This is a genomic window from Rhodococcus sp. C3V (assembly GCF_029269915.1).
Classification (GTDB): domain Bacteria; phylum Actinomycetota; class Actinomycetes; order Mycobacteriales; family Mycobacteriaceae; genus Rhodococcus_F; species Rhodococcus_F qingshengii.
In genome coordinates this window covers 1-12,949 of the sequence record NZ_JARJBE010000014.1, presented here as the reverse complement: position 1 = coordinate 12,949, position 12,949 = coordinate 1, and the positions used below count along the sequence as shown (strand labels likewise).

Genomic DNA, 12,949 nt, shown 5'->3' with positions numbered 1-12,949 from the left:
CGCCGCACCGAGCAGCTCCGCTACTTGTCGTACCTGTGTGCTGCGAAATCACTTGCCTGCTTTGACCTTCTGCACGGCTGCAGTGAACGCTTGATCCAGCGGTGCCGTCGAGGGCGTCGCAGAACCGAACGTCATCAGTGTTGTCGCCACCCGTACGTCGCCGACCTGCGCGATCAAGGTCAGCATCGTCTGATCACCGGCTGTGGCCTTGGGAGACACGACAGTGCGGCGAAGTGACATCGTCTTGTCGGCATCGATCGGCGACGGCGGAAGAATTTCCGTCGTCACTGCCGTAGTGACGCCGTTCGCAGTGACAGTCATGGACGGGCACTGCCGAGTTTGCGCTTCCAACTCGTCCAGTGGTGCATCGACCTTCGTGAGTTCAACCGAAATCGTTGCCCTCGTCGCGTTGTCGGTCCCGACCGCCATCACGGTCCCGTTCGGACCGTAATCCTGTTCCGGTGGCTCACATTCGGACGGATCGACGGTGGCACCGCGCGGGACGCCGACTAGATCCGGCGCTGCCATCGGAACGGCCTGCGGGGGCAGCACAACAGCGCCGAAGGGCTCGGGGAATTCCTCGGGAGTCAGCAGCAGTTCGGACAGCGGTGCCGCCGTTTTCGGAGAGGTGGATTTCGGCGTCGAGGATTTGGGTGCAGCCGTCGTACTCGGCGCCGCCGTGCCGCTGTCGGTCGCACCGGCAGTCGCCGGCGCGGAGTCCGGAACGGGTGCTCCTTGGACAGACCCGGAGCAGCCCGCGAGTAGTGCAACGGCGGCCACCGCAGCAAGTGAGCATGCGGCCACTCGCCTGGACGATCGTGGACACACCCGCATGTAAGCCTCCGCACTCGACCGATCCCGACAATCGACCAATCCATTTCGGACAAATCAGCCGTGCCGACCTTGTGTTCCACTCTGCCATGTCCGAAGCCGCGCACCCGACATCTAGCGAACGCCCAGGCCAAGTGTCGAAAGATACCGCTCAGCTTCGCTCTCGGCGAACGCCCGTCTCGTCGGATCGGGAATGATCGGTCACCGACTCGGTGTTCTTACCGATGAACGTCTGATCCAGTGCTGTCGGGCACCTGACTCCGATGCTGTCGAGCGTGCGCCGATAGTGGACACTTGAGATCAAGACCGAAGAGCGAAGGGGACTGCGATGGACGAACAGTCGAGGATGTACGAGCTGGAATTTCCGGCGCCCCAGTTGGCGGCTGCCGACGGCCAGGGACCGATCCTGATTCACGGACTCGAGGGTTACTCCGACGCCGGTCACGCCGTGAAGTTGGCGACGACGCATCTGCGCGAAAGCCTCGAGACCGAGCTTGTCGCGTCGTTTGCTGTCGACGAGCTGATCGACTACCGCTCGCGTCGACCGACGATGACGTTCAAGGCCGATCACTTCTCCGATTACGACGCTCCGGCGCTCAATCTGTACGCACTGCGCGATACGGCCGGCACGCCGTTCCTGCTGCTCGCAGGGATGGAACCGGACCTCAAGTGGGAGCGGTTCACCACAGCTGTTCGACTGTTGTCCGAACAGTTGGGAGTGCGTCGAACCATCGGACTCAACGCGATTCCGATGGCAATCCCGCACACCCGACCGCTCGGTGTGACAGCACATTCGACCAACAAGGACCTGATCCAGGACCATCAGCGTTGGTCAGGTGAACTGCAGGTTCCCGGCAGCGCATCATCACTGCTCGAGCTTCGTATGTCTCAGCACGGGCACGAGGCGATGGGCTTTTCGGTGCATGTCCCCCACTACCTCGCGCAAACGGACTACCCGGGCGCCGCAGAAACTTTGCTCGAAAACGTTTCCGAGGTTTCGGATCTGGAGTTGCCCTTGGTGGCACTGGGTGAGGCCGCGGCGCGCGTTCGGGAACAGGTTAACGAGCACATAGCCGGGAACGAAGAAGTTCAGACTGTAGTCCACGCTTTGGAGCGTCAATACGACACTTTTGTCGCCGCTCAGGAACAACAGTCGTCCCTTCTGGCCGGCGAGGCCGACCTTCCCAGCGGTGACGAGATCGGCGCAGAGTTCGAAAAGTTCCTGGCCGAACAGGCAGGAAATGACGACTTCGGCTCAGCTGGAGACCTCGATCGAGGCGACAACTGACGAAAATGTGACGGGCGGGGCGCATAATTCGACATTGTGCGCATTCCGCAACCCCTCCGTTACCTGGGCTGTTGTTCAGGACACATCCGTCGGATAGCCTCAAACTCTGTGTGATTTTCGTTGACGGCTCAACAACTGGAGCAGACAGTCAACGTGGTCACACGCCGAGCCAGGAGGCGACATGAGCAGACCACGGAACCGTCAGCTCCGACCGGTCCCCGACGAGGAACCGCGGATGATGTTCCGGACGATTCACGGCTACCGACGCGCATTTCGGATAGCCGGCGAGGGTCCGGCAGTACTGCTCCTGCACGGAATCGGCGACAACTCGTCGACGTGGACCGAGATCATTCCCCACCTCGCCAAGAAGTACACGGTCATCGCACCTGACCTGTTGGGTCACGGCCGTTCCGACAAGCCACGCGCGGATTACTCGGTAGCCGCGTACGCCAACGGCATGCGGGATCTTCTGTCGACGCTCGGCATCGAGCACGTCACCGTCATCGGGCACTCGCTCGGCGGCGGCGTAGCGATGCAGTTCTCCTACCAATTCCCACACATGGTGGATCGCCTCGTGCTGGTCTCGGCCGGTGGCGTCACCAAGGACGTCCATCCGCTGCTTCGCCTCATGTCCGTTCCGGTGGTCAACGAGGTGGTAAAGCTGCTCCGGATACCTGGTGCGATGCCGCTCGTCCGGATGGCCGGGAACCTTGCCGGCGTAGTTCACGGTTCAAATCTGCGTCCCGGCACCATGTTGCACGACACACCGGACCTGATTCGCGTGCTCGCTGATCTCCCCGACCCCACTGCCTACGAGGCCTACCTTCGTACGCTGCGGGCCGTCGTGGACTGGCGCGGACAGGTCGTCACGATGCTCGACCGCTGTTATCTGACCGAGAATCTGCCGGTTCAACTGATCTGGGGCGACGACGACTCCGTCATTCCCGTCTCCCACGCTCATCTCGCGCACGCGGCGATGCCGAACTCACGCCTCGAAGTCTTCCGCGGCTCGGGCCACTTCCCGTTCCGCGACGATCCGATGCGTTTCCTGCAGATCGTCGAAGATTTTCTTTCCAGCACCGCACCACTCGTCTTCGACGAGGCTCGCTGGCGCCACATGCTGATCTCCGGGGTCGGCGAGAACACCATCACCGGAACGTCGTCCACCCGCATGGCTGTGCTCGACGCCATGGGCTCGGACGAGCGAAGCGCAACCTGATCCACGGTTGCGGCTAGCCTGTACGAGTGCTGCTGACGGAACTTCTCCCCGACAACGCGGATCCTGATTCCGTTTTCGACGCCTTCTCTTCGTGGACCATCGAACGAGGTTTGACGCTCTACCCGGCCCAAGAAGAGGCCGTCATGGAGTTGGTCTCGGGTGCAAACGTGATCCTTGCGACGCCGACCGGGTCAGGCAAATCGATGGTGGCGATCGGCGCGCATTTCTATGCGATGTCGCTCGGCAAGCGCACCTATTACACAGCGCCGATCAAGGCGCTCGTGAGCGAGAAGTTCTTTGCACTGTGTGAGGTCTTCGGTGCCGAGAACGTCGGCATGATGACCGGCGACGCCGCCGTGAACTCGTCGGCGCCGATCATTTGTGCGACGGCCGAAATCGTCGCGAATCTTGCACTGCGCGAGGGCCCGAACTCCGATATCGGCCAGGTCGTGATGGACGAGTTCCACTTCTACTCCGAACCCGATCGAGGTTGGGCGTGGCAGGTTCCGCTCATCGAGTTGCCGCACGCCCAGTTCCTGTTGATGTCGGCAACTCTCGGTGAGGTCGACTTCTTCTCCGAAGATCTGACGCGGCGTACCGGGAAACCCACCACCGTCGTCTCCGGCACAGAACGCCCCGTGCCGCTGATGTTCTCGTATGCGACCACGCCGGTCGGCGAAACCATCGAAGATCTGGTGACCACCAACCAGTCCCCCGTCTACATCGTGCATTTCACGCAGGCCGCCGCCCTCGAACGCGCCCAGGCACTGACGAGCGTCAACTTCTGTTCCAAAGAAGAGAAGGAAGCGATCGCCGAGGCGCTGGGTGGTTTCCGCTTCACCACCGGGTTCGGAAAAACACTCTCCCGCCTGGTCCGGCACGGCATCGGCGTTCACCATGCGGGCATGCTGCCCAAGTACCGACGGCTCATCGAAGTTCTCGCACAGGACGGGCTTCTCAAGGTGATTTGCGGTACCGACACCCTCGGCGTCGGCATCAACGTCCCGATCCGCACGGTGCTGCTCACGGGTCTGGCCAAGTACGACGGCGTCCGCACTCGGCATCTGAAAGCCCGCGAGTTCCATCAGATCGCCGGTCGCGCGGGTCGTGCAGGCTACGACACGATGGGCACCGTCGTCGTCCAGGCACCCGAACACGAAGTAGAGAATCTGCGGGCAGTCGCCAAGGCCGGCGACGATCCGAAGAAGATCAAGAAGATTCAACGCAAGAAGGCTCCCGAGGGGTTTGTATCCTGGAGCGAAGCGACGTTCGATCGCTTGGTCGCCGCATCGCCCGAACCGTTGGTGTCGCGATTCTCGGTCAGCAACTCGATGCTGCTCAATGTCATTGCCCGCCCGGGTAACTGCTTCGACGCGATGCGGCACCTGTTGGAGGACAACCACGAATCGCGTCCGGCGCAGCGCAAGCACATCCTCAAAGCGGTCTCGCTGTATCGCGGATTGCTCAGCGCCGGCATCGTGGAACGCCTCGACGAACCCGACGAGTACGGCCGCATGGCTCGGTTGACGATGGACCTGCAACGCGACTTCGCCTTGAACCAGCCACTCTCACCGTTCGCCTTGGCGGCATTCGAACTTCTCGACGTCGAATCCGACAGTTACGCACTCGATGTCGTCTCGATCATCGAGTCGACGCTCGACGATCCGCGTCAGGTTCTGATGGCGCAGCAGCACTTCGCTCGTGGCGAAGCGGTTGCGCAGATGAAGGCCGACGGCATTGAGTACGAGGAGCGCATGGAACTCCTCGAAGAGGTTACGTGGCCGAAACCGTTGTCGGACTTGCTGTTCCCGGCTTTCGAAATGTACCGGGGTGGCCACCCGTGGATCACCGAGTTCGCCCTCTCCCCCAAGTCCGTGGTGCGCGACATGATCGAACGCGCCATGACGTTTGCCGAGTTGATAAGCCATTACGGACTCACCCGGTCCGAGGGCCTCGTCCTGCGCTACCTCGCCGACGCCTACCGCGCGCTGCGACAGACCGTCCCGACGGAAGCGCGCACCGAGGAACTCGAAGACATCATCGAGTGGTTGGGCGAGCTGATCCGTCAGGTCGACTCGAGCCTGCTCGACGAATGGGAGTCACTCACCGACCCCGGAGCCGAGGCAGATACGGAAGAGGTTGCGTTCGGCGCCGACATTCCCCGTCCCATCTCGGCGAACCCGCGCGCATTCCGCGTCATGGTGCGCAATGCGATGTTCCGACGCATCGACCTCGCGTCGCGTCGGCAGTGGAACGAGCTGGAAAACCTCGAGGACGGTATCGACGCCGCCGAGTGGGAGGAGCAACTACTCCCGTACTTCGAGGAGTACGCAACAATCGGAACCGGGCCATCGGCGCGCGGGCCGGCGCTCTTCCAGGTCACCGAAGAGGGTGAGTTCTGGCGGGTGCGGCAGGTGCTCGAGGATCCGGAGGGCGATCACGGATGGGCACTGCTTGCCGTCGTCGACATCCCGGAATCGGATGCCGCGGGTGAAATCGTGTTCGACGAGCTGAGCGTCGTGGAAGGCTAGCGCCTGTGCGCCTTTTTGGTAGTCGGCGCTACCAAAAAGGCGCACAGGGGGCGTCAGCCCCTTCGAGCCTTCCGCGGCTGGTTGCGGCGAGCAGCGCGCTTTTCCTTGATGCGAACGTTCTCGGCCCGCACCTCGGCCTGAACAGCGCGTTCCTTTTCGAGCCATTCGGGCTTCTCTTCGAGGAGTGCGGCGATCTGATCCGTGGTGAGTGCTTCTTCCACGCCGCCGCGGGCCAGGCCGGCGATCGATACGCCCAGCTTGGCTGCGATGACCGGGCGAGGGTGCGGTCCGGTGCGTCGCAGCTCCAGCAGCCACTCCGGCGGATCGGTCTGCAGAGCGGTCAGCTCGTCACGAGTCACGTCGCCTTCCTGGAACTGCGCAGGTGTTGCTTCCAGGTACACACCCAGCTTCTTGGCAGCCGTCGTCGGCTTCATCGTCTGGGGAGTTTTGTTCGACGTCATGCAACAAGAGTAACCAGCCGATACGGGTGCTTTTACCAAGGCGGTAGCCTTGCCTGGTGACAGACGCGGATAGTCAGGCAATTTTTCGACTCGCGTACGCCCCGGGGGTGACGCCCACCAAGTGGGTCCGGGTGTGGCACGAGCGGCTCCCCGAGGTGCGTCTGGAACTTGTTCAGTTCCCGGTTCTCGAACTCGAAGCTGCACTTCGCGCCGGTGAAGCAGATGCAGGTTTGGTTCGACTGCCGATCGACCGGACCGGCATCAGCGCCATCTCGCTGTACGCGGAAACCCCGGTGGTGGTGGTACCGAAAGATCACGTATTCACTACTGTCGATCAGATTTCCGTCGACGATCTGGCCGACGAGATAGTGCTCGATCCTCTCGACGACAGACTCGACTGGCCGACCCGTCCCGGAAAGACCGCCGCCGAGCGACCCGCGACGATCGCCGACGCCATCGAGTTGGTGGCCGCCGGTGTCGGAGTTGTCGTGGTTCCCCATTCGCTGGCGCGGTTCCACCATCGCAAGGACCTGACCTTCCGTCCGGTGGACGGTGCGCCCGAGGCTCCTGTGGCTTTGGCATGGATGGAGTCCAAGACCACAGATCTGGTCGAGGAACTTATCGGCATCGTGCGGGGCCGAACGGCGCAGAGTTCCCGCGGCCGAAACGGTGAGCCGGCGGAGAAGATCAAGGGCTCCGTCAAGGCCAAGATCGCGGCCCGCGAGCGTCGCGCAGAAGCTGCCAAGAACGGACAGAAAGCAAAGGGCGCCGGCACCGCGAAAAACATTTCCGGCCGCAACGCCGGTTCCGGCAAAGCCAAGGCGGGCGGCAAATCAGGCAGCGGCAAGTCCGGTGGGACCAAGAGTTCGGGTGGCCGGTTCTCCGGAAAGCAGAAGGGCCGCTAGGGCTTCAACTGGCAACTCGGAGGATCGCTGCCGGACAACGCTGAACTGATCAGGCGCGACAGAGTCGGGCCGTGGTCTCGCGAATTGGCGCATCGTCGAACTCCGTCGAGCATGATGAGAGCATGACTCCCGCGAGTTCTTCAGCCCTCGACGAATTGGTAGCGGCACTCCCCGAGGGAGCCGTCCTGCTGGATCCGGATGTGACCGCGGGCTACCGCCAGGACTGGGCCGCCGACCCGACCGCCGGCCGTCCCGCTGCCGTGGTTCGCGCTACGTGCACCGAAGACATCCAAACAGTGATGCGCTGGGCAACCGCCAACCGCGTGCCGGTGGTTCCCAGAGGTGCCGGCTCGGGCCTGTCCGGTGGATCCAGCGCCGTCGACGGTTGCATAGTGGTCAGCACCGAGCGAATGCGACAGATCACGATCGACCCGGTCGCCCGGGTGGCGGTTACTCAGCCCGGTTTGATGAATGCCGAGGTCAAGAAAGCAGCCGCAGAACACGGACTCTGGTACCCACCTGACCCGTCGTCCTTCGAGATCTGTTCCATCGGCGGCAATGCAGCCACCAACGCCGGCGGACTCTGCTGCGTCAAGTACGGAGTTACCACCGACTACGTTCTCGGACTCCGGGTCGTGCTGGCGGACGGTACAGCTGTCAGCCTCGGAGGTCCCCTTCTCAAGGACGTCGCCGGACTCTCCCTCACCAAACTGTTCGTGGGCAGCGAGGGGACTCTCGGCATCATCACGGAAATCACGTTGCGTTTGATTCCCGCGCAGCCGCCCGCATCAACCGTCGTCGCGTCGTTCGACTCGGTACAAGAAGCTGCCGACGCGGTCTTGGCGATCACCAGCAACATGCGTCCGGCGATGCTCGAGTTCATGGATCACGCCAGTATCAATGCTGTCGAGGATTCGGTACGCATGGGTCTCAACCGCAAGGCTCACGCACTACTGCTCGCGCAGTCCGACGCACCCGGCGCGGCAGGCGTGCTGGAAATCGAGACGATTGTTCAGGCGTGCGAAAACAACGGAGCCACCGAAGTATTCGCCACCGATGACCAGGCCGAAGGTGACGCTTTTGCGGCGGCACGGCGAGCGGTGTTCCCGGCCGTGCTCGCGATGGGAAGTCTGCTTCTCGAAGACGTGGGCGTTCCCATGCGCGCACTCCCCCAGCTGGTAACCGGGGTCGAAGCCATCGCAGACGACCTCGACGTCCTGATCTGCACGGTGGCGCACGCCGGAGACGGAAACACCCACCCGCTCATCGTCTTCGACCCCGCAGACCCGGACATGTCCGAACGCGCACAGATCGCATTCGGACGGGTGATGGATCTCGCCATCGCGCTCGGCGGCACGATCACCGGCGAACACGGGGTCGGTCGACTCAAGCGCGACTGGCTGCCGTCACAGTTGGGTGAAGACGTCATGGCCCTCAATCGCAAGGTCAAGGATGCGCTCGACCCGCTGGGAATTCTCAATCCCGGAGCCGTCATTGCCGCGAAAGAAGGCTCTCTCGACTAGCTTTCACGTCGACGTCGAACGAGTCACGTCATCGAGGAACCGTCGGGCTGACCGAACGGACCAGCTCGGCCAGCTGACGGAATCCCTCTGCTCGGCCACTCGACGAGCGGAACACGACGCCGATCGTGCGACCTGGAGCCGGCGAAGCGAAATGCGCCGTCGACAAGTCCCCGCGTCGAACCTCCACGGCAACAGCCGATTCCGGGACCAAAGTCACCCCGAGTCCCCCGGCCACACATTGCACGACTGTCGCGAGAGAGGTAGCCCGCGTGTCGCCGGCAAGCGGATGGGCGTCTACCGAACGGCACAGATCCAACGTCTGGTCGCGCAGGCAGTGGCCGTCGTCGAGCAAGAGCAACGGCAGCGCGTCGAGCACGTCCGCCGTGAGATCGACACGTCCGGCCAAGGAATGATCGTTCGGCACGACCATCACAAAATCCTCTTCGTACACAGGAACTTCCACCAGGCCAGGTGTTCCGGCAGGAAGCGCCAACACCGCGACGTCGAGCGCTCCCGATCGCAGGGCATCAAGCAAGCGCGCCGTTTGATCCTCGACTATTTGCGGCGCCAACGACGGCAGCTTCTCGCGCAGCTCCGGCAACAACCCCGGAAGAATGTAGGGCGCAACGGTCGGGATCAACCCGATGCGTAGCGGTCCGGTCAGAGAGTCGCCGGAGCCGGCCGCGCTCGCGACGAAACCGTCGGCAGCCTCGAGGATTTGCTTGGCCTGACCGAGCAAGCGCTGTCCGTCCGCGGTCACGAGCACGCGCCGCGTACTACGTTCGATCAGTTTGACCCCTAGTCCCGCCTCGAGAGCTGCCAGCGCCTGCGACAGTGTGGGTTGGCTCACACCGGAACGCGCTGCGGCAGTACCGAAGTGCCGGTACTCGGCCACCGACACAAAGGCACGCAGCTGTGACAAGGAAGGTTGATAAGTCTGATCAGACATGCCTATCAGTGTAGTGCCACCCATCACCTTTACCTTTTGAACGGTTTGATGCAGAATGGACTCATACCAAAAAGCGCCGGTCACAACCTCGACACTCCAGTCGAAACCGTCCGACCCGCTGACGGTGACAAACCCTCTCGATCCAGCACGTTCGGCCGTCACAGTCCGAACAGCCGGATCGTGTGCGCAAGAAATTCCTGTTCACGAGACACGTAGGAGAATGAGACACATGGCTCTGCTCACAATCGGCGACCAGTTCCCCGCTTACAACCTCACGGCTGTCATCGGCGGCGACCTGTCCAAGGTCGATGCCCAGCAGCCCGATGACTACTTCACCACCGTCACCAGTGACGACTACGCAGGCAAGTGGCGCATCGTCTTCTTCTGGCCCAAGGACTTCACCTTCGTGTGCCCCACCGAGATTGCTGCATTCGGCAAGCTCAACGAAGAGTTCGCAGACCGTGATGCTCAGGTTCTCGGCGCTTCCGTCGACAACGAGTTCGTGCACTTCCAGTGGCGTGCACAGCACGAAGAGCTCAAGACCCTCCCCTTCCCGATGCTCTCGGACCTCAAGCGCGAGCTTGCCGAGGCCACCGGCGTCCTCAACGCCGACGGCGTTGCAGACCGCGCGACGTTCATCGTCGACCCCAACAACGAGATCCAGTTCGTCTCCGTCACAGCCGGTTCCGTCGGCCGTAACGTCGACGAGGTTCTCCGCGTCCTCGACGCTCTCCAGAGCGACGAGCTGTGCGCATGCAACTGGAAGAAGGGCGACCCGACCATCAACGCCGGCGAGCTCCTGACTGCGAGCGTCTGAGTATGAGCGTCGAGAACCTCAAGAACTCGCTTCCCGAGTACGCGAAGGACCTCAAGCTCAACCTGAGTTCCATTGCGCGCACGACGGTCCTGAACGAGCAGCAGTTGTGGGGAACGCTCCTCGCAACGGCCGCAGCCACCAAGTCTGCGTCCACGCTCAAGGAGATTGCTTCCGAGGCTGCCGACAACCTGTCGGCAGAGGCATACAACGCCGCTCTCGGCGCAGCGTCGATCATGGGCATGAACAACGTCTTCTACCGCACCAAGGGCTACCTCGACGGTAAGTACGACGACCTTCGTGCCGGCCTGCGGATGAACATCATCGGCAACCCGGGCGTCGACAAGGCCGACTTCGAATTGTGGTCGCTTGCAGTGTCCGCGATCAACGGCTGCAACCACTGCCTCGAAGCTCACGAGAACACCCTCCGCCAGGAAGGTGTCGACCGCGAGGTCATCTTCGAAGCGATCCGCGCCGGTTCCATCGTCGCGGGCGTCGCACAGGCTGTCGAAGCCAACGAGATCCTCTCTGCCGCACAGGTCTGATCACTCGGACCTGAGTGCAGTTCGACGAGCCCTCCCCACCGTGAAGGTGGGGAGGGCTTTTCGCGCGCTAGGGTGGACCGATGGGTATCGAGGTGAGTGTGGTCCGGGTCTTCACGGACGAGTACGGCAAGCACGGGAATCCGCTGGGAATCGTCGACGCGTCCACGGTTGCAGAATCGGATCGACAAGCCGTCGCGAAGGAACTCGACTACAGCGAGACCATCTTCATCGACGTTCCGGATGACGGCGCCTCGCGTGCGCGGGTCCAGATCTTCACTCCGGCAGCAGAACTCCCCTTCGCCGGACACCCGACCGTCGGTGCCACGTGGTGGCTGGGCGAACAGGGCCGTCGCGTGAGCGCCCTCGACGTTCCTGCCGGCAGTGTCGACGTCCGCCAATCCGGCGCTTTGACGTGGGTACGCGCGCGTGCTGAATGGGCACCGGAATTCGCGATCTATCCGATGGACACGGTGGACGACGTCATCGACGCAGATCCGTCCGACTACGAGGCGGATCATTCGTATCTGTGGGCATGGCAGGACAAGCTCGAAGCTGCCATCCGCGCACGCATGTTCGCACCGGTGATGGGAATCGCCGAGGACGAGGCGACCGGATCTGCAGCGCTGCGCATCACGGACCGATTGAGGAAATCATTGCTCATCACCCAGGGACGCGGATCGGTCCTTCACACGACCTTCTCTCCGGAAGGTTGGCTCGAAGTCGGCGGCCGCGTCGTCGCCGAGCCGTCACGAACCTTGTGAGTACCCGGCGGGATTGCGTCCGGCCTCGAGGTCACGTGCACTCAGTGATACCGAGATCTCGTCACCGAGCGCAACTCCCGGCGCGAGGGGCAACTGATCTCCACTCCAGAACTTGCCCGGGTCGAACCAGTTGACACGACGATTGCCGACGAGCAGACCCATCGCTTCATAGGTCTTGGCAACCACTTCGGCGCAGTAGGCGCTCTCGACGGCCACTGCCGATACGTCGGACTTCTTGCGCAGCTTCGGGATTCGGCCTCCGAACCAGCGCGAAGCAAGCTTGGCCGTCGACGGGAAAGGCGTACCGTCCAGCCGCGCGATCGTCTGGAGCAGAGCGTCTTCCTGCTCCCGGGTGACTTCGTGGTCGAGCTGGCGCAACCATCCACGCTGCCCGTACTTGGCGCCCCAAACCTGAACGGCCGATCGCAGATCGTGCAGTTGGACACCACGCTGGAAGCGTCCGGTCCACATGTCCTGCAGCGAGTGACCGAGTTCCGCATGCCACATCAGCGGCGGGAGGTCGTCGATCACGACCGACATTCCGACGTGGTTGACGGGACTGTTGGTCAGTGTCTGAATGGCCCGGTCCGCCGTCGACTCTCCGCGGAAGATCCAGATGTCGCCCGTGCGGGTCGCCGCAGCGGCCTCGTCGAGACTCACCTGCGAAAGCAATCGTCGGTCCATGCCTCTAGCGTAGAGGGATGAAACTCCGTACTCCTCTGCGCGCCTCGCACGTTTGGAAACTGGTCGGCCTCGCCGGTGCAATGGGCGTTGCCGCCACCGGGGTTCTCGTTGCGCGCGGCGAACGCCAGCGTCGGGCCTACTCTCCGGACGAAATTCGCTCGGTACTGCACGAGCGGTACACCCAGGCCTACGCCAAGCAGTCGGAACAAGAGGTTCTGGAACTCGAACCTGCACCCAACGCTGTGCGGCGCCGAATCGAGAAATTCTTCCGGCGCCGCAGCTGACTTCAGCCGAGGGCTGCGAGGATCCCTGCTGCCATCTCCGCGACCTGATCATCGGTCATGACGAACGTCGGCGAAATCTGCATCGCACCCTGACCCGCAGCGCGACCCGAAATACCGTGCTCACGAAGCGTCTTCACAAACGGCAACGCCTCCG

The 12,949-nt window shown here is 62.7% G+C and carries 13 protein-coding genes and 1 pseudogene; 9 read left to right on the top strand and 5 right to left on the bottom strand.

Features of this window, described 5'->3' with window-relative positions:
* Nucleotides 1–48 precede the first annotated feature (48 nt).
* Nucleotides 49–804 carry a sensor domain-containing protein gene (locus P3G66_RS27190; RefSeq protein WP_007732815.1) on the bottom strand — a complete coding sequence of 252 codons (756 nt, stop codon included), beginning with the start codon at nt 802–804 and terminating at the stop codon, nt 49–51.
* Between the two features lie 355 nt (nt 805–1,159).
* Between P3G66_RS27190 and P3G66_RS27185 the strand changes: the two genes are divergently transcribed.
* The 3 genes from P3G66_RS27185 (at nt 1,160) to P3G66_RS27175 (ending at nt 5,869) form a co-directional block, all read left to right on the top strand.
* Nucleotides 1,160–2,119, top strand: coding sequence for a PAC2 family protein (locus P3G66_RS27185; protein ID WP_003942198.1), 960 nt, complete (start codon nt 1,160–1,162; stop codon nt 2,117–2,119).
* 181 nt (nt 2,120–2,300) lie between these two features.
* Nucleotides 2,301–3,338, top strand: a complete 1,038-nt coding sequence (locus P3G66_RS27180) for an alpha/beta hydrolase (protein ID WP_007732813.1) — start codon at nt 2,301–2,303, stop codon at nt 3,336–3,338.
* 26 nt (nt 3,339–3,364) lie between these two features.
* The gene (locus tag P3G66_RS27175) at nt 3,365–5,869 is read left to right on the top strand and encodes a DEAD/DEAH box helicase (protein WP_256520641.1); all 2,505 of its coding nucleotides are present in this window, start codon (nt 3,365–3,367) and stop codon (nt 5,867–5,869) included.
* 53 nt (nt 5,870–5,922) lie between these two features.
* Here the strand turns inward: P3G66_RS27175 and P3G66_RS27170 are convergent, their stop codons facing one another.
* Nucleotides 5,923–6,330: a DUF5997 family protein gene (locus P3G66_RS27170; protein ID WP_007732807.1), complete on the bottom strand. Its 408-nt coding sequence runs from the start codon at nt 6,328–6,330 to the stop codon at nt 5,923–5,925.
* A 56-nt stretch (nt 6,331–6,386) separates the two neighbouring features.
* Between P3G66_RS27170 and P3G66_RS27165 the strand changes: the two genes are divergently transcribed.
* A complete protein-coding gene (locus P3G66_RS27165) occupies nt 6,387–7,235 on the top strand; it encodes a LysR substrate-binding domain-containing protein (RefSeq protein ID WP_003942255.1) in 849 nt (282 codons plus the stop codon).
* A gap of 122 nt (nt 7,236–7,357) precedes the next feature.
* Nucleotides 7,358–8,758, top strand: a complete 1,401-nt coding sequence (locus P3G66_RS27160) for an FAD-linked oxidase C-terminal domain-containing protein (RefSeq protein ID WP_276117374.1) — start codon at nt 7,358–7,360, stop codon at nt 8,756–8,758.
* 28 nt (nt 8,759–8,786) lie between these two features.
* On the opposite strand, the gene P3G66_RS27155 is transcribed toward P3G66_RS27160, so the two are convergent.
* Nucleotides 8,787–9,707 (bottom strand): hydrogen peroxide-inducible genes activator, encoded by a 921-nt coding sequence (locus P3G66_RS27155; protein ID WP_020907545.1) that lies wholly within the window; start codon nt 9,705–9,707, stop codon nt 8,787–8,789.
* Nucleotides 9,708–9,936: 229 nt separating this feature from the next.
* Here P3G66_RS27155 and P3G66_RS27150 point away from each other — a divergent pair, with 229 nt between their 5' ends.
* From P3G66_RS27150 to P3G66_RS27140, 3 genes are all read left to right on the top strand, one after another.
* The gene (locus tag P3G66_RS27150) at nt 9,937–10,524 is read left to right on the top strand and encodes a peroxiredoxin (RefSeq protein ID WP_003942119.1); all 588 of its coding nucleotides are present in this window, start codon (nt 9,937–9,939) and stop codon (nt 10,522–10,524) included.
* A 2-nt stretch (nt 10,525–10,526) separates the two neighbouring features.
* The gene (locus P3G66_RS27145; RefSeq protein WP_003942122.1) at nt 10,527–11,066 is read left to right on the top strand and encodes a carboxymuconolactone decarboxylase family protein; all 540 of its coding nucleotides are present in this window, start codon (nt 10,527–10,529) and stop codon (nt 11,064–11,066) included.
* An 80-nt stretch (nt 11,067–11,146) separates the two neighbouring features.
* Nucleotides 11,147–11,827: a PhzF family phenazine biosynthesis protein gene (locus P3G66_RS27140; protein ID WP_214514341.1), complete on the top strand. Its 681-nt coding sequence runs from the start codon at nt 11,147–11,149 to the stop codon at nt 11,825–11,827.
* Here P3G66_RS27140 and P3G66_RS27135 read toward each other — a convergent pair.
* Complete coding sequence (locus tag P3G66_RS27135; RefSeq protein WP_042919956.1) at nt 11,813–12,511, bottom strand: hypothetical protein; 699 nt, start codon at nt 12,509–12,511, stop codon at nt 11,813–11,815. The two genes, P3G66_RS27140 and P3G66_RS27135, sit on opposite strands and share 15 nt — an antisense overlap.
* A gap of 17 nt (nt 12,512–12,528) precedes the next feature.
* Here P3G66_RS27135 and P3G66_RS27130 point away from each other — a divergent pair, with 17 nt between their 5' ends.
* Nucleotides 12,529–12,795: a hypothetical protein gene (locus tag P3G66_RS27130; RefSeq protein ID WP_042919958.1), complete on the top strand. Its 267-nt coding sequence runs from the start codon at nt 12,529–12,531 to the stop codon at nt 12,793–12,795.
* A gap of 2 nt (nt 12,796–12,797) precedes the next feature.
* Here the strand turns inward: P3G66_RS27130 and P3G66_RS27125 are convergent.
* A pseudogene (locus P3G66_RS27125) lies at nt 12,798–12,949 on the bottom strand (aspartate aminotransferase family protein); the annotation flags it as partial.

Bases quoted from the DNA above. Each gene is read 5' to 3' on its own strand.
- P3G66_RS27185 (WP_003942198.1), top strand. From the start codon at position 1,160: ATGGACGAACAGTCGAGGATGTACGAGCTGGAATTTCCGGCGCCCCAG.
- P3G66_RS27180 (WP_007732813.1), top strand. From the start codon at position 2,301: ATGAGCAGACCACGGAACCGTCAGCTCCGACCGGTCCCCGACGAGGAA.
- P3G66_RS27170 (WP_007732807.1), bottom strand. From the start codon at position 6,330: ATGACGTCGAACAAAACTCCCCAGACGATGAAGCCGACGACGGCTGCC.
- P3G66_RS27160 (WP_276117374.1), top strand. From the start codon at position 7,358: ATGACTCCCGCGAGTTCTTCAGCCCTCGACGAATTGGTAGCGGCACTC.
- P3G66_RS27155 (WP_020907545.1), bottom strand. From the start codon at position 9,707: ATGTCTGATCAGACTTATCAACCTTCCTTGTCACAGCTGCGTGCCTTT.
- P3G66_RS27150 (WP_003942119.1), top strand. From the start codon at position 9,937: ATGGCTCTGCTCACAATCGGCGACCAGTTCCCCGCTTACAACCTCACG.
- P3G66_RS27145 (WP_003942122.1), top strand. From the start codon at position 10,527: ATGAGCGTCGAGAACCTCAAGAACTCGCTTCCCGAGTACGCGAAGGAC.
- P3G66_RS27140 (WP_214514341.1), top strand. From the start codon at position 11,147: ATGGGTATCGAGGTGAGTGTGGTCCGGGTCTTCACGGACGAGTACGGC.
- P3G66_RS27135 (WP_042919956.1), bottom strand. From the start codon at position 12,511: ATGGACCGACGATTGCTTTCGCAGGTGAGTCTCGACGAGGCCGCTGCG.
- P3G66_RS27130 (WP_042919958.1), top strand. From the start codon at position 12,529: ATGAAACTCCGTACTCCTCTGCGCGCCTCGCACGTTTGGAAACTGGTC.